13 protein-coding genes are annotated in these 14267 nt (G+C 64.8%); 5 read left to right on the top strand and 8 right to left on the bottom strand.

The window, feature by feature from the left end; genetic code table 11:
* The first annotated feature begins 189 nt into the window (after positions 1 to 189).
* Entirely contained in the window at positions 190 to 810 is a 621-nt protein-coding gene (locus WG208_RS18155) for a response regulator transcription factor (RefSeq protein WP_337172810.1), read from the top strand.
* On the opposite strand, the gene WG208_RS18150 is transcribed toward WG208_RS18155, so the two are convergent.
* Positions 796 to 1542 carry a DUF4397 domain-containing protein gene (locus tag WG208_RS18150; protein ID WP_337172809.1) on the bottom strand — a complete coding sequence of 249 codons (747 nt, stop codon included), beginning with the start codon at positions 1540 to 1542 and terminating at the stop codon, positions 796 to 798. The genes WG208_RS18155 and WG208_RS18150 overlap by 15 nt on opposite strands.
* Before the next feature lie 245 nt (positions 1543 to 1787).
* On the bottom strand, positions 1788 to 2417 hold the full coding sequence (locus WG208_RS18145) for a response regulator transcription factor (RefSeq protein ID WP_337172808.1): 630 nt from the start codon (positions 2415 to 2417) through the stop codon (positions 1788 to 1790).
* A gap of 23 nt (positions 2418 to 2440) precedes the next feature.
* Here WG208_RS18145 and WG208_RS18140 point away from each other — a divergent pair, with 23 nt between their 5' ends.
* Positions 2441 to 3136 carry a hypothetical protein gene (locus WG208_RS18140; RefSeq protein WP_337172807.1) on the top strand — a complete coding sequence of 232 codons (696 nt, stop codon included), beginning with the start codon at positions 2441 to 2443 and terminating at the stop codon, positions 3134 to 3136.
* On the opposite strand, the gene WG208_RS18135 is transcribed toward WG208_RS18140, so the two are convergent.
* Positions 3096 to 6116: a PAS domain S-box protein gene (locus tag WG208_RS18135; protein ID WP_337172806.1), complete on the bottom strand. Its 3021-nt coding sequence runs from the start codon at positions 6114 to 6116 to the stop codon at positions 3096 to 3098. The two genes, WG208_RS18140 and WG208_RS18135, sit on opposite strands and share 41 nt — an antisense overlap.
* 21 nt (positions 6117 to 6137) lie before the next feature.
* On the bottom strand, positions 6138 to 6599 hold the full coding sequence (locus tag WG208_RS18130; RefSeq protein ID WP_337172805.1) for a hypothetical protein: 462 nt from the start codon (positions 6597 to 6599) through the stop codon (positions 6138 to 6140).
* A gap of 342 nt (positions 6600 to 6941) precedes the next feature.
* Here WG208_RS18130 and WG208_RS18125 point away from each other — a divergent pair, with 342 nt between their 5' ends.
* The gene (locus WG208_RS18125) at positions 6942 to 7190 is read left to right on the top strand and encodes a CsbD family protein (protein WP_337172804.1); all 249 of its coding nucleotides are present in this window, start codon (positions 6942 to 6944) and stop codon (positions 7188 to 7190) included.
* Complete coding sequence (locus WG208_RS18120) at positions 7187 to 8428, top strand: FAD-binding oxidoreductase (RefSeq protein ID WP_337172803.1); 1242 nt, start codon at positions 7187 to 7189, stop codon at positions 8426 to 8428. The genes WG208_RS18125 and WG208_RS18120 overlap by 4 nt, the downstream gene beginning before the upstream one ends.
* Here the strand turns inward: WG208_RS18120 and WG208_RS18115 are convergent.
* Complete coding sequence (locus tag WG208_RS18115; RefSeq protein WP_337172802.1) at positions 8421 to 10457, bottom strand: ATP-binding protein; 2037 nt, start codon at positions 10455 to 10457, stop codon at positions 8421 to 8423. The genes WG208_RS18120 and WG208_RS18115 overlap by 8 nt on opposite strands.
* Positions 10454 to 11575, bottom strand: a complete 1122-nt coding sequence (locus WG208_RS18110; RefSeq protein ID WP_337172801.1) for an ABC transporter substrate-binding protein — start codon at positions 11573 to 11575, stop codon at positions 10454 to 10456. The genes WG208_RS18115 and WG208_RS18110 overlap by 4 nt, the downstream gene beginning before the upstream one ends.
* Before the next feature lie 150 nt (positions 11576 to 11725).
* Here WG208_RS18110 and WG208_RS18105 point away from each other — a divergent pair, with 150 nt between their 5' ends.
* Positions 11726 to 12226 (top strand): glutathione peroxidase, encoded by a 501-nt coding sequence (locus WG208_RS18105; protein ID WP_337172800.1) that lies wholly within the window; start codon positions 11726 to 11728, stop codon positions 12224 to 12226.
* A 33-nt stretch (positions 12227 to 12259) separates the two neighbouring features.
* Here the strand turns inward: WG208_RS18105 and WG208_RS18100 are convergent, their stop codons facing one another.
* Together WG208_RS18100 and WG208_RS18095 are read right to left on the bottom strand one after the other, a co-directional pair.
* Positions 12260 to 13639, bottom strand: a complete 1380-nt coding sequence (locus WG208_RS18100; protein WP_337172799.1) for a M56 family metallopeptidase — start codon at positions 13637 to 13639, stop codon at positions 12260 to 12262.
* Positions 13636 to 14067 (bottom strand): BlaI/MecI/CopY family transcriptional regulator, encoded by a 432-nt coding sequence (locus WG208_RS18095; protein ID WP_337172798.1) that lies wholly within the window; start codon positions 14065 to 14067, stop codon positions 13636 to 13638. The genes WG208_RS18100 and WG208_RS18095 overlap by 4 nt, the downstream gene beginning before the upstream one ends.
* Between the last annotated feature and the right edge of the window lie 200 nt (positions 14068 to 14267).

The raw sequence follows: 14267 nt of genomic DNA, 5'->3' as shown, positions 1-14267 counted from the left end.
GCTGGCAATCCGCCTCACTGCTCGGCATTATCTACCATGGTGATCCGGATTGGTGCTCCGGAATATGTGCGCACAATCACCTGATGGCAGCACGGGAACATGATGGAAATCGGTCGGGACACGGCAGGCATGGACCAGTCATTGCATGGAGAATTCCGTGAGCAGCTCCATGAGCTGCGAAATCGGCTGATGCCCATGCGTCTGCGTATCGACGCAGGCTGTCGACTTGCCGCAGATACACCGCTGGCGTCGTTGTTCCTGTCGCTGCAGGACTCCATGAGGGAAGTGCAGCAGCTCGTGGACACGATGCAGAAGGGCGAGGTCGAAGCGGGATCTGCGGATGCTGCCTCCGTGTCTCCCGCCTCATCGCCTCCCGGTGTATCGCCCCTCGTGTCGACCGGAAGGCCGGTTCACGTGCTCCTGGTGGATGACAACGAATTGCTGAGCGAGGCGCTGGGTGAATACATCGGTGCGGATACGCGATTCGCGCGGATGCTCCATGCTTCGAGTGCGGCAAGCGCGCGCCGGATGCTCGAAACGAGCACACCGGATCTCATCCCGGATCTCATCGTGGTCGATGTCAATCTTCCCGATGCCGATGGCCTGGTGTTGTGTCGTGAACTGCGCAGTCGATACCCATCCGTGGGAGTGGCGGTCATGTCAGGCATGGTGGATTCCGGATTGTTGACCGAGGTACATGCCAGTGGCGCCGCCGGCTTCCTTGCCAAAGGAGGCGAGCCGGCGGCGCTGCTGAATGCGATGGTGCAACTGGCGGGGAGTACGTCAGCCCGCTCTTCAACCCATGGGTGAGTCGGCAAACCAGAAGAGGTCGACCTTCCCCTGCGGCGTACGCGAGATCACGAGGGTGTAGGCCTTGCCGGCCTCGAAGGTCATCTTCGGGGTCGTGATCAGTGACTCGTTCCGGTTGTCGGCGCGAATCTCCAGGACGCCGGACCAGGGTTCGATCATCTTGTACGACGCTTCCTCCCCGTAGTCGAGCCCTTCCACCAGTCGTTCCGCGTTACGAGGCTGGACGATCACTTCGCGCAGCCCCGGCGCCGCATTCACGACACGAACGGCCGCCTTGCCCGGCTCCTGCACCAATTGATCGCGCACGATCAGCGTTTCGAAATTCGTGCCTTCCTGATTCTTGAGCACGATCAGACTGTACCGATTGCCGTTGGTGAGCAGCTCGCGGTTGGTGTTGAGCGGTACGAACGTTCCAGCCACCGTGTCGCCGATCTGGAATGCCGCCCAGGTCTTGTCGATGGGCTGATAGGCGCTCACGCCCCGGAACTTCACCGAAGGCAGCACATGCATCTCGTCGGCACGGATCATCATCTCGCGCGACATGGGGACGGCGTTGACGACACGTACGAGTGCGACACCACGTTCATCGGCGCTGTCGGCCGACATGGCGGCAAGTGTCCCGTCTTCGGTCCTGGTCTCGACGGTGCGGTCGTCACCCGCTTCGCGACCACACGCCTGCGTGACGATGATGGCCGCGGCAAACAGGGCGAGGGTACGGGTATGATTCGGCATGGGAGAACGCTCCATTCTGGAGGGCGGGAGGAAACTGGCTGGCTGCGTTCACAACGCGCCGCCTCGTTCGTCTTGCAGTATCCCCCCGCATCATCGCTGCATCCATTGCACATCCGACGCATTTTTTCGTGGCTCCAGTGGGAAGCCCTGTGTCACCCCCGGGAGGGGTCGCGATCTACCTCCTGAGGGATAGATCACGGGTCGGAAATGCCACCATGTCCCTCATGGCATCCCAGACGGGCTCCTCACAGGCCACGAATCAACCCACGCTTGATGCCGATGGTCACGGCCTGTGTCCGGTCACGCGCGCCCAGTTTCTGCAGAATGGCCTTGATGTGGGCTTTCACCGTTCCCTCGCTGATGTACAGCGTGCCGGCGATCTCGATGTTGGACCGGCCCTGGGCAAGACAGCCGAGGACTTCGAGCTGCCGTGCGGTGAGCGCATCGTTGGCCACATGTTCGGCCAGCTTGGCGGCGATCGACGGTGCGATGGCCTTGCGGCCAGCGTGGACGGCTTGCACGGTGTCGACGAGGTGTGCAGGTTCGACATCCTTGAGCACATAGCTCGAAGCGCCGGCGCGGAGTCCACGAAACACTTCTTCGTCGGTATCGTATGTGGTCAGGAGGATGATGCGTGCGGAGGGAAACTCCGCGCGGATGGTGCTGGTGACCTCCGTGCCGTCCATCGGATGCATGCGCAGGTCGCAGATCACCACATCGGGAAGCAGGTCGCGGTACAGGTCGATGGCGGTCGCTCCGTCGCCTGCCTGGCCGACCACCTGCATCCCGTCCACGCTACTCAGGAGCGCGGCCAGCCCTTCGCGCAGAATGGCGTGATCGTCCACCAGCAGGATGCGAATCGTCGTTGCCGACATGAAGCGAGTTCTCCGGAGAGGGGATGCCGTTGGATACCGTGGAAACTGCGCAGTTGCAGCGGGACATCGTCAGGGCCGTGACGCACGATCTGGGAAGTATCGCCGGCGCGCTGGCCCTGCGTGCGGAATTGGGTGATGGACGGGATTCCGCCGCCGCGGAAAAACAGAAGATGGTCCTGAAATCACTTGCCGAGCAGATCCGCGCCGCCATGCGCCTGCTGGAGGTCGTTCGGGGCGGGGATGGTCGTTCAGAGATGGGTGCGAACCGTTCAGCTCCTGCCGGCTGGTGGCTGGAACAGCTGCAACGACTCGTCATGACGATTCTGCCCCGTGGCTCGACCGGTCATGTCTCCGGAGTGGAACATGCATCGGCGCTGAATCTTTCGGAACAGGAGATCGCGGCGCTCACCATGCTCGGCTTGGCCGCGCTTCACCATATGCAGATCCGGGGGGAGAATGGGTCGGTGGTGTTCGGGATCCGTGTCGAGCGGGAACGCTCTCCGGCCAACGGGCCCGAGGGGCTGACACTGTCGATCACGATGGAGGCCGGCTTCCTCGCCGATGGACGATCACCGCGTCTTCGTGCCCGCCGAAGTCGCTGGCAGCGATATGCCGATGCGCAGGTGCGGGAGTTGGGATGGGGTATGCGGTGGTGGCAGCCGTGCGGGACCGACGGGTTCATCTGGCAGTGTGTTCTGACGCCCGCCGCTGGCGACTGATGCGCGCCAGCAGATCGCCCAGTACCGTCGGATCGGCTGGCTTGACGAGATGATGATCGAAACCGGCGGCGCGGGCGCGCTGCCGGTAGTCGTCGTTGCCCCAGCCAGTCAGTGCAATGAGCACGATGCGGTCTCCATTGGGGAGCTGACGAATCCGTTCGGCTGTCTCGAAGCCATTCAGTCCGGGCATGCCGAGATCGATGATCATCACCGCCGGGGGCTGTGTACCGGCACGCTCCAGGGCTTTCAGGCCGTCGTGCACCGTTTCGACCTGATGCCCGCCCGCCCGCAGGATGGTCTCCAGCGTGAGTGAGGCGTCCACATTGTCGTCACAGATGATGATGGAGAGACCCTCGCCCTGCGGACGTATCGCGCCCTGGGTCCGGCGATGCGGAGAACCCGCCGCCGCATGTGCGAGAGGCAGGGTCACGGTGAATGTGCTGCCCTGACCCTCGCCGGCACTCTCGGCCGTGATGGTCCCTCCGTGCATTTCCACCAGACGTTTGACCAGGGTCAGGCCGATCCCCAGTCCACCGGTGGTGCGTTCGAGGGTACGGTCGACCTGCGCGAACAGATCGAACACCTTGTGCAGCAAATGGGGCGGAATTCCCTGTCCTTCATCCCGGATGGTCACGATCGCCGTGGTGTCGGTGGTGGTGATCGTGGCGTGAATATCGCTGTCGCGTGGACTGTACTTCGAGGCGTTGTCGAGAAGGTTGGCGAAGATCTGCGAGAGGCGCGCGGCGTCCCCTTCCACGATCACCGGCTCATCGGGCGCGGAGATGTGCAGACGCTGTGCCCGCGAGGCCAGCAGCGGATTGCTGGCTTCGGAGGCATTGGTCAGCTTGACCTGCAACGTGAGCAGGTCATGGCGCAGCTCGAGTTTGCCACTGGTGATGCGGGAGACATCGAGCAGATCGTCGACCAGGCGCACGAGCTGACCCAGTTGACGCTCCATCATGCCGCGCGTGCGTTCCAGGACTTCGGGCGTGGGGGTGGCGAGCCGGAGGATTTCCACGCCGTTGCGCAGCGGCGCCAATGGATTGCGCAGTTCGTGTGCGAGAGTGGCGAGGAATTCGTCCTTGCGCTGATCGGCCTGCGAGAGGTCGGCGGCCAACATCCGCAGTTCGTTCTCCAGCAGCTTGCGGTCCTCGATATCGATGATCGATCCGATGAATCCACGCCATTCGCCATGTTCTCCGAAACGGGGCGTGGCCGAATTGATCACCCAGCGATACGCGCCGTCGTGCCGACGCAGGCGCATCTCCTGCCGGAACGTGCGGTGGGTATCCAGCGCCTCGACGAACTGCCGGAGCTGCTCCATCCGATCGTCGGGATGGATGCGGGCGAAGGGCGCCTCCAGTGCAGTCGCGTCGTCGGCGGAATCTCCGGTGAATTCATACCAGCGTTGATTGAGATAGGTGAAGCGGCCGTCGCTGGCGGTCATCCAGATCATCACGGGCGCGCTGTCGGCCATACTGCGGAACCGCGCTTCACTTTCACGCAGCGACCGCTCGGCGGCGACCCGCTCCGTCACGTCGAGCACGAGACCGGTGATCAGCCGCTTTCCGTCGCGGGTGAGCTGGACTTCGCCGCGCACCTCGACCCAGCCGATGTCGCCGCGCGCTTCACGGTGGATTCGACAGGACACCTGAAAGGAATCGCCCGGCTGCTCCACGCTCTTGAGTGCCGCGATCACCTCGGGGAGGTCGTCGGCATGCACGATGGCCAGGGCATCGTCGAGCGTACGCAGCGTGTGTCCGGGGGACAGCGCCAGCACGTCCGCCACGTTCTCGGACAGTGTGAGGAGGCCTCCGTCGAACGCGATGTCGAATGAAACCAGTCGCGCCGAACGGAGGGCGAGTTGCAGGCGTTGCTGACCGGCCCGGATGCGCTGCTGGGCGGCCTGTTGTTCGGAAACATCGCGAAAGACGAGCACGCCCCCCAGTCGTTGACCGGACGCCGTGACGATGGCGGCCGCCGTCTGATCGATCGGTCGCGCCGTGCCGTCGTGTGAGCGCAGAGTGAGCGAGTGCAACTCGGAACGGGAACGCCGGCCCGCGAGCACCGCCCGGACCGGATGTTCCTCGTGACTGACCGACGGGTCGAACGGAATGCGGTACACCTCCTCGAGCGGCTTGCCCACGGCGACCATCGACGGCAGACCGGTGAGTTGTTCGGCGATCGCATTCATGGCGGAGATGCGGCCGCCGGGGTCGGTGGTGATGACGGCATCCCCGATGCTGCGCAGCGTGGTATCGAGACGCTCCCGCTCCTCCGCCAGCAGAGAGGCCGCCTGCGCACGGGCCGCGAGTTCACGGCGTAACACGATGACGAAGCCCATGAACGCCACCAGTGCCGCCAGGCCGGCAAACACGCCGCTGCGCGCCGCCTGCTGATACGTGCGACCGGCCTGTCCCGCGCGCGTCGCGAGCAGGTGCTGCTCCGACTCGGTCATCTCATCCACGAGACGACGGAGGGAGTCGCCGATCCGGTTGGTTCGTGCATCGATCATCACCTGCCGTGCCGAGTCCCGGCCATGCACCCGTGCAATCGTCTGCAGTTGTTCCAGCGCTTCCATGCGCAGCAATGCGACCTCGTCGATCCGCGCCAGACGCTCCGCCTGCTGCGTATTGTCGACCAGGAGCGTGTCGAGGGCCGATACCCGCTGGCCGATCGCTTTGCGCACCTCGGCGATGGGCACGGTATCCTGTGCATCCCCGGTGATCATGAAACCCCGAACCCCCGTTTCCGCATCTTTCACGAGGATGAGCAGACTGGCCAGTTCGTTGACGACCTCATGGCTGTGGGCGAGCCATGCGGCGTTCTCCTCGATTTGCCGGGTGTTGCGATAGGTCAGCGGCACATTGACCGCCAGCACGGCGGCCGCGACGATCGCGCCCCAGGTCAGAGAGCGCGTGGTGAGCCGGTCGAACGGGTTGCTGAAAGATTTCTGAGCGCCGCGGGGCGGAACGGCCATGATCGCAGAACGGGAAGGAAGTCAGGACGCGTGCGCGAGCCGAGCCTGCCAGAGAAGGATCAACTGATCGAGCGTCTGATCCGGATCGGGATCGAGCAGCGGATCGGAAAATACGGACGGAGCATCGTCGTCCGCGTCCGCCGATTCCAGCACGACCACCAGCTGGATATCCGTACCCCAACCGTCGGCCCGCTCGGCGAACCAGAAATCCCAGCTATGGCGCGCACATTCCGATGTGGCGGTGGTCCAGGTCAGCAAGCGGCCGGGCACGTCGGCCGTGCAGACGGTTTCCCACATGCAGGTCTGGTCATTCCAGGTGGCCCGCCATCGTGTGCGCGCACCGTGCGTCATGGCGTGAACGCCATGGGGGAAATCGGCGGCCAGAGTGACATGGTCGCGCCAGTGTGCGTAGGCCTGGTGCGCGGAGCAGCGCACCACAAACGAGCGGGCGTATCGGCGAACTGAAGGCACGGGCGCGAACACGAACGAGGAGAACTGCCAATGTCACGGTCATCACCTTCCTGACTGTCGGCATCATGACCGCACGGGCTGATCCACGAGGAACGTGGCGTAAGGTCATCAGTGATCCGGGCCACCGGCATTATCCAAAAGGGGTAGATCGCAGACTGGGTTCGGAACGTTTTCGGCGGCCGGCATCGGCCAAAAGAGAGAGGCGGGCTTCGGCGGAAGGGAGGGGAGAAAGATGCGTCGGGCGGGCAACTGTGTCGAACCGTGGCGGGAACGATCCTTCGAGAGCCTCGGCTATATGAGCTGCGGCCCTGAAGTCGCGCTGCGACTTTCATTCTCGACACCTCGGAGTTCTTCATGAATACCGATCGCGTAAAGGGCGCCTGGACCCAGGTCAAAGGCAAGCTGAAGGAACAGTGGGGCAAACTCACGGACGACGAGCTCGACCAGCTCGAAGGCAAGTGGGAGCAGCTCTCGGGGCTGATCCAGCAGCGGTACGGTGAGTCCAAGGACAAGGTGGAACAGGAACTCGCCCGGTATCGTGAACAACTGGCCCGGGACGAGCGGGCGGATGCCGTGCCACCGTCCAACACCGGCATGCGATGACATGGTCGCCCCGTCGACGATTGCGACGGGGTGAGACCGTATGGGCCGGTGATTCCGGCACAACGGTGCCGAGTCGGCCGCTGCCATCCACCGTGGTGGCCGATGTGGTCGTGGTGGGCGCGGGGATCAGTGGTGCACTGGTCGCCCGCGCTCTTCGGCTGTCCGGGCGTGACGTCGTCATCGTCGATCGACGACGGCCCGTCGCGGGCAGTACGCTCGCCTCCACGGCATTGCTGCAATACGAACTCGACGTGCCGCTGTATCGGCTCGCACGACAGATCGGCTGGTCACGGGCGAAGCGGGCGTGGCAACGATCGGCGCGGGCGGTGGCGGATCTGGGCGATATCGTCAGGGCCGACCATCTGCGCTGTCAGTTCACGTCGTGCGAGAGCCTCTATCTCGCGGGTTCGCGTTATGGCCGACGGGCATTGCAGTACGAGGTGGAGAGCCGGCAGCGTGCGGGGCTTTCCGCGCACTACCTGGATGGACGTACCTTGCGGGAGCACTACGGCATCGAACGCACGGGAGCCATTCTCAGCGCCGGGGCGGCCGTGGCGCACCCGGTCAGGCTCACTGCCGGATTGCTTCGCCGATCCATCCGGGCCGGCGCTCGGCTCTTCCATGATGCCGACATCGTCGATGTGCAGCGCGCGCGCGACGGCGTGATGCTGGTGGCCTCGGAAGGTCGTGTACTGGTCGCCAATCACGTGGTCTTCTGCAGTGGGTATGAAGTGCCGACCATCGTACCCCGAAGCACGCATCACATTCTCAGCACGTGGGCCATCGCGGCACGCCCCACAAGGCCCGTGCCGGCGTGGTTGCGTCACACGATCGTGTGGGAAGCGGCGACACCCTATCTGTATCTGCGGGCACTGCCGGATGGACGGTTGCTGGCGGGCGGTCGGGACGAACGATCGGGATCGGCCCATACCGATCGGCGGCGTCTGCCACGCAAGGCGCGGCTGCTCGCCCGGGATGTTGGCGCCATACTGCCGGACAGGTCCGTGCAGGTCACACACGCCTGGGGTGGAGCGTTCGGGGAGTCGACGTCGGGGTTGCCCTTGATCGATCGGCTGCCGGGACATTCCCGCGCCTGGGTGGTGGCCGGGTTCGGCGGTAACGGCATCACCTTCAGTGTCGTGGCGGCGCAGGTGGTGAGTGCGGCAATCAATGGGACGCCCGATCCGGATGCGGCACTGTTCCGCATCGGTACCCACCTCCGGTCTCCGCTCACCTGAGCGCGCGTTCCACCCGGGTCAGATATTCCCGCGCGTCGAATGGCTTCGAGATGAACGCATCGGGAAATTCCGCGACGAGCTCGGCGAGTTCGACAGCAGCCACGTCGCCCGTGACGAAGAGAAAATGTGGTACCATCGATGGCATTTCCCGGCGGATCCATTCGAAGAGCACGATGCCGCTCTCACCCGGCATTTTCACGTCGCAGAGAACGGCGTGGAATTCCTGGTCCGTGATCGCCGCGCGGGCGGATTCGACATTGTCACACAGGACGACGTCGAGATCGAGGCGCTGCAACAGCAGGGCCTGGGCCCGCTGAATGGATGGCTCATCATCCACCACGAGGATCCGTTGACGGGTGGTGGTGGGTATCGGAATCTGACGGGCAGGCAGAACCATCACCTCGTCTTCCGGTGAACCCGTGGGTGCCGGTCCTTCGGATCGCACGAAACGGAGCGTGAAGCGGGCACCACCTTCGGGGCGATTCTCCGCCGTGATCGTTCCACCGAACGCGGTCATGAACCGTTCGGCCAATGCCAGTCCGAGGCCCGTTCCCTCGCCGACGCCCTTGGTGGTGTAGAACGCTTCGAAGACACGCGAAGGATCGCGAAGGCCCGGGCCATCGTCTTCGATGACGACATCGACATGGTCGGCATCGACATGCGTCGCGATGTGCACCAGTCCGCGACGACGCGGTGCCAGCGCATCGAGCGCATTGTTGATCACGTTGAGCAGAACCCCCTGCAATTGCTGCCGTTCCGCCATCACCAGCACCTCGGGTACCGGATCGACCCGCAGGGTGATACCCAGGTTGGCAAACGCGAACTTCCGCAGATCGCGGATGACTTCGATGCTGTCACGCAGAGAGACCGCCGTGATCTCACTGTCCGCGCGTCGGGCGAATTGCAGCAGACTCCGGACCAGCAGGCGGGCGCGCTGTGCCTCCCGGCGCATGGGCTCCACGAATTCGACGGAGAGTTCCGTCATGGCCGGCGGATCGTTTTCCGTGAGACGCGCCGCGAGCAACTCGCTGGTGGCCAGCACCGTGGCCAGCGGATTGTTGAGTTCGTGCGCCAGTCCCGCGGTCATACGGCCGATGGCGCCGAGCTTCTCGGCTTGCACAAGCTCATCCTGGGTTTCGCGCACCCGGGCCAATGCCACCGAGAGCGCGGCATTGCGCGCTTCGAGATCGGCCCGTGCGGTCGCGAGACTGGCCGACATGTCGTTGAACGCGGCGAACGTGGATGAAAATTCACGATCGGCGGGGGGAGGCATGCGCACATCGAGATTGCCGGCGCCCACCCGGGCCACGGCCTCGGTGAATTGATGCAGGGGCTCCGTCACGCGACTGCGCACGAAGCGCATGGCGAGGAACAGTTGCAGCAGGAACATCGTCGCGATGAAGGCGATGCTGCCGATCATGAGACGCCGCAGCGTACTGCCCTGCGTGTCCGCCAGCACCGTCAGTGCCTGCTCCCGCAGGTCGACGAATCCCTGGAGCGCGTCGAGCAACTGAAAGGCATGCAACACCATCTCGTTGTTGCCGGCGGCAACGGCGGCGGTCTGCTGATCGCCGGTGGCCATCACACGACGGGCGGCCACTTCCATCTGCTGATGCTCTTCCTTCACGGACTCGATCTGGAGCCGCTCCGCCGCGGAGAGCGTGCGGAAGAGATATCGACGCAGGTCGTCGTAGACACCGCGGCCCAGCGAATCGAAGATCGCGAGGCGGGCCCGCGAACCGCGACTGGTCGGATCGCCGGCGATGGCCAGTTGCCGCATCACCCCGCGAATCACCGCATCACCGATACGCTGTTCTTCGATGATGTGCGCCGTGGTGCGGCGCAGTCGTGCCTGTTCACGGGCGCCGGTGGCCGCCATCGCCGCGAGCGCGATCACGGTGCCGATGGCCATGACCACGCCGGTGAGAAAGAGGCGCTCGCGCAGCGAGCGCGGAGCACGTGGTTTCGGTGCACGATCACCCCGTTCCATCGCGTCGGTGACCGCGCGATCTGCGATGCCGGTGTTCACGGGGGGACGACGGCGAGGGATTCCGGGGCGGGGATGCGCAACAGGATCGGATCCCGGCGCATGTCGCCCTGAATCGAGAACGTGATCGGTCCGGTCACGCCCTGAAAGGCGGGCCTTCCGCGACCGAGATCATCGAGGAAACGCCGCACCTCGTCTCCGGTACGTGCGCCGCTGCGCACGGCCTCGATCAGTACCCGCATGGCATCGTAGGCGAGCGCCTCGCCGGCACCGGGTATCCCGCCGAATCTGGCGCGGTACCGTTCGCGGAAGTCGCGGCCTTCCGGGGTCGCGTCGAGGTCGACAAAATCGACGTAACGCACGTCGGTGAGCGCGCCGTCGACGTTCCCTCCGAATGTCCACGAGGTGGTGGCATCGCTCGCCAACACCGGAATGGGGCCGAGCGCCGACCTGATGGCCGGCAGTACCGCGCGCAGCGTGGTGGGGCGTCCGAGCCACACGATGGCATTGGGGCGGGCCTGGATGACCGAGGCGATATCGCCGAGTACGGTGCGGGCTCTCCCGGGACTGTCGAGATGCGGCAATTCGGCGACGATCGGGAGCTGGAGCGAATCGAGCGCCGCCGATACCACGGAGCGGAGACTGCGACCGTAGTCGTCGTTGACATACAACACGGCGACGCGCGCGCCCGTTGGCCGTTCCTGTGCCACGGCTTGCGCGAGCACGCGTCCCTGTCGCTGGTCGGGCGGCACCATGCGGAAAGAGAAGGGGCCGGCCGACGAATAGAGTTGTGCGGTGGACGTCGGCGCCAGTTCCACCACCTTCGCATCGTTGTAGAGCTGGGCCGCCGCCAGACTCGCGCTGCTGTTGGTGTGACCGATGACCGCGACGATGTTGGGATGACCGAGCAGCGTACTCGCCAGTTCGATGGCCGATGCGGCGATCGAGCTCGACTCCGCCAGCAGGAGCGTGTCCACCAGGACCGCCCCGTTCCCTTGCGTCGCGTCTTCCAATGCGAGCCTGACGGCCGAATTGAACGTGCTCCCCAGCGCGGATCCGATCAGCGGCACCGGTCGTTCGCGGCATGCCAGCGGAAGGCACAGGAGTCCGAGTGCCACGGCGAGAAGCCGTCCGAGAGCCACGCGGATTCGTCGGAGCATGCAGGCAGGGTGGGAGGTCACCAAAAGATACCTCCTGAGTATCGGCTCCGCCGTGGGGATCCGTCATGGTGCGATCGCCGATGGATCGCGGCGCTTCCCGGGGCGTTGCGGGATCATGACCGGGCGGATGTTTGCGAATAACTTCAGGGTATGCCGACCCTTCATGATTTTTCCCTGACCGGGATCGATGGCCAACCCTGGCCGCTGGCACAATTCGATGGCCAGGTGGTGCTGCTGGTCAATGTGGCCAGCCAGTGCGGTTTCACACCGCAGTATGCCGGTCTCGAGCAGCTGTGGCGGCGCTACCGGGACCGCGGGCTGGTGATCATCGGATGCCCCTGCGATCAGTTCGGCGGGCAGGAGCCCGGCGACGAAACGGAGATCGCGGCGTTCTGCTCACGGACCTACGACGTGACTTTCCCGCTGTCGGCCAAGCTCGAAGTGAATGGCGACGGAGGCGATCCGCTGTGGCAATGGGCGAAACGGGAGGAGCCGGGCATTCTGGGAACGACGGCAATAAAGTGGAACTTCACCAAGTTCCTCATCGGACGTGATGGCAACGTGATCGAACGATTCGCGCCGACCGTGACGCCCGACGAACTGGTGGGGCCGATAGAACGGGCATTGTCGAACCCACCAGTCGTCGGATAACGTGGCGTGCGGGGCGCGTTCCGCGCGGCCCGTTCAGCGCGGCGCCGTCACCGTGATCTCAAAGGTCCGGATGTCCTCGGACGAGATATGGACCGGCGCCGCGGTCATGCCGGGCACATCGAAGTGATACACCAGGCGGACGAGTTGCTTGACGGCCCTTCCCCCGACATGGGCGGGCTTGAAGCGCGCAGATGCGGCCGCTCGTGCGATACTTTCGCCAATGGCGGGATGGCTGGCGCCGACGATCTTCAGGGTTTCGCGAATCACCAATCCGGACGAATCCACGACGAATTGGGCCTGGCCGGAGCCGTTCGTGCGTGTTGCGAGCAGCGCATCCGGATAGCGTGGCGTGGCGGTGCCGGCAATGAGTGTCGCCTGGCTGTCGATCCGGAATTCGACCATGGGTCTGGCTGGCGGTTGCGCCGCGGACGCGGCCGGCGACAGGACCTGCGCCTCCCGCACACTTGCCAGCGCCCGGGCCAGCCTCGGTGATGCCCCGAACGCGAGAGCGGCGATCGCCGTTGTGCCGAGAACGATGTACCGAACGTTGCGGGCGCGACCTGAAAGAACAGGCAGATGCATGGCCGTGATTCTCCTGCGGAGCGTGGTGGGCGAACCGGCCATGTGTGAACCGAGTGTCGCAGCGGCCGGTGACGTGGTGAACAGGGGGTGGTTGTGTTGGCGGTGAGCGACGAACATCAGCAGTTGCGCGTATTGAACGGGCGTGACTCCCCCGCGGAGAACGCGTCGATCGCAGTCCACTTCGGTGGAAAGTCGCGTGCGGCGCGCCAGCACCCACACCAGCGGATTCCATGGCATGATGGTCGTGAAAACCCGCGCCGCGGTGAGCACCATCTGATCACGGGCACGCACATGCTCGGACTCGTGGGAGAGGATCAGGGCGCGGAGCTCACGATCGAGTTCGAAGAACCATGACGGCAGCACCATGCGCGGACGCCACACGCCGATCACCGCGGGGCCGATATCGTTCGTCACCAGGGCCGATTGCCCGTCGACGCGTTGTGGTTGTGCGTCCCGCATGTGTTGCCGCAGCGCCCGGGCGAGCAGGACCCAGCGGATGGTCAGCCACAGCGTGCCCACCGTCCACGCGATCAGCAGCGGTGTATCCAGGCGGCCGAGTCGCGAACGCCAGCTGATGAACGATGGCACGTCCGCCGGCAGCGCGCCGGTTCCTGCGGTCACCGCACGCATGGCCTGCGTGACACTGACCGTGGTTTCCGGTGTCAGGAGCCATGGGGCGAGCAGAGGCCATAGGACGGTCGTGCAGGCCGCCATCACCCAGATGCCACGTGTTTGCCGTGCATCGAGCTGCAACGCGGCGTCCAATGCTGCCGCGGCGATGAACACCAGGGCGCCCCAGGCGATACTACTCAGCATCCAGAGGGCAATCATGACGACCGCCGCCGCTTGCCCGCGGCCGGGCGCGCGGGGCCGGATGACGTATCCGCGGCGGATTCCGTCGCGCCCTCCGTGATGCGCCGTGCGATGGCCTGCAATTCGGCCGCATCGACATGCTGATCGTCGACCAGCCGGGCGAGCAGGCTCTCCGCGGAACCGCCGAAGAAACTGCCGAGTACGCGCTGCAACGCGGACCGTTGCGCGGCGCGTTGTTCGATGCGCGGGTAGTAACGGTGTGCGCGGCCTTCCGGTTCGTGACGCAGCAACCCTTTGGCTTCGAGATTCCGCAGAATGGTCAGCACCGTGGTGTACGCGAGGTCGGCTTCGAGTCGGTCGCGAATCTCGGCGGCGGTGCCGCTGCCGTGTTTCCACAGCAGGGTCATGACATTGAGCTCGCGGCTGCCAAGCGAGAGATCGTCCATGGGGGTGCGGCGAAGGAGGAGGAGAGGCGGGGTTCTACTAACTGCATAGTAGAATAGGGACGCTCGTTCCGGATGTCAACTATATGCGTAGTAGTTGAGCGGGCGCGGACACCGGGGATCATCGAGGGTATCTTTCACGGATGTCGACCGACTGCACTCGGCGCGGGTTTCTCGCGCGCCTGGGATCGCTCACGGGCGCC

The organism is Gemmatimonas aurantiaca, from assembly GCF_037190085.1.
Lineage (GTDB): Bacteria > Gemmatimonadota > Gemmatimonadetes > Gemmatimonadales > Gemmatimonadaceae > Gemmatimonas > Gemmatimonas aurantiaca_A.
The sequence above is the reverse complement of the archived record's forward strand: the minus strand, read 5'-3'. Positions and strand labels throughout refer to the sequence as shown.

Bases quoted from the DNA above. Each gene is read 5' to 3' on its own strand.
- WG208_RS18140 (WP_337172807.1), top strand. From the start codon at position 2,441: ATGCCGTTGGATACCGTGGAAACTGCGCAGTTGCAGCGGGACATCGTC.
- WG208_RS18135 (WP_337172806.1), bottom strand. From the start codon at position 6,116: ATGGCCGTTCCGCCCCGCGGCGCTCAGAAATCTTTCAGCAACCCGTTC.
- WG208_RS18110 (WP_337172801.1), bottom strand. From the start codon at position 11,575: ATGCTCCGACGAATCCGCGTGGCTCTCGGACGGCTTCTCGCCGTGGCA.
- WG208_RS18125 (WP_337172804.1), top strand. From the start codon at position 6,942: ATGAATACCGATCGCGTAAAGGGCGCCTGGACCCAGGTCAAAGGCAAG.
- WG208_RS18145 (WP_337172808.1), bottom strand. From the start codon at position 2,417: ATGTCGGCAACGACGATTCGCATCCTGCTGGTGGACGATCACGCCATT.
- WG208_RS18150 (WP_337172809.1), bottom strand. From the start codon at position 1,542: ATGCCGAATCATACCCGTACCCTCGCCCTGTTTGCCGCGGCCATCATC.
- WG208_RS18100 (WP_337172799.1), bottom strand. From the start codon at position 13,639: ATGATTGCCCTCTGGATGCTGAGTAGTATCGCCTGGGGCGCCCTGGTG.
- WG208_RS18105 (WP_337172800.1), top strand. From the start codon at position 11,726: ATGCCGACCCTTCATGATTTTTCCCTGACCGGGATCGATGGCCAACCC.
- WG208_RS18120 (WP_337172803.1), top strand. From the start codon at position 7,187: ATGACATGGTCGCCCCGTCGACGATTGCGACGGGGTGAGACCGTATGG.
- WG208_RS18155 (WP_337172810.1), top strand. From the start codon at position 190: ATGCCCATGCGTCTGCGTATCGACGCAGGCTGTCGACTTGCCGCAGAT.
- WG208_RS18095 (WP_337172798.1), bottom strand. From the start codon at position 14,067: ATGGACGATCTCTCGCTTGGCAGCCGCGAGCTCAATGTCATGACCCTG.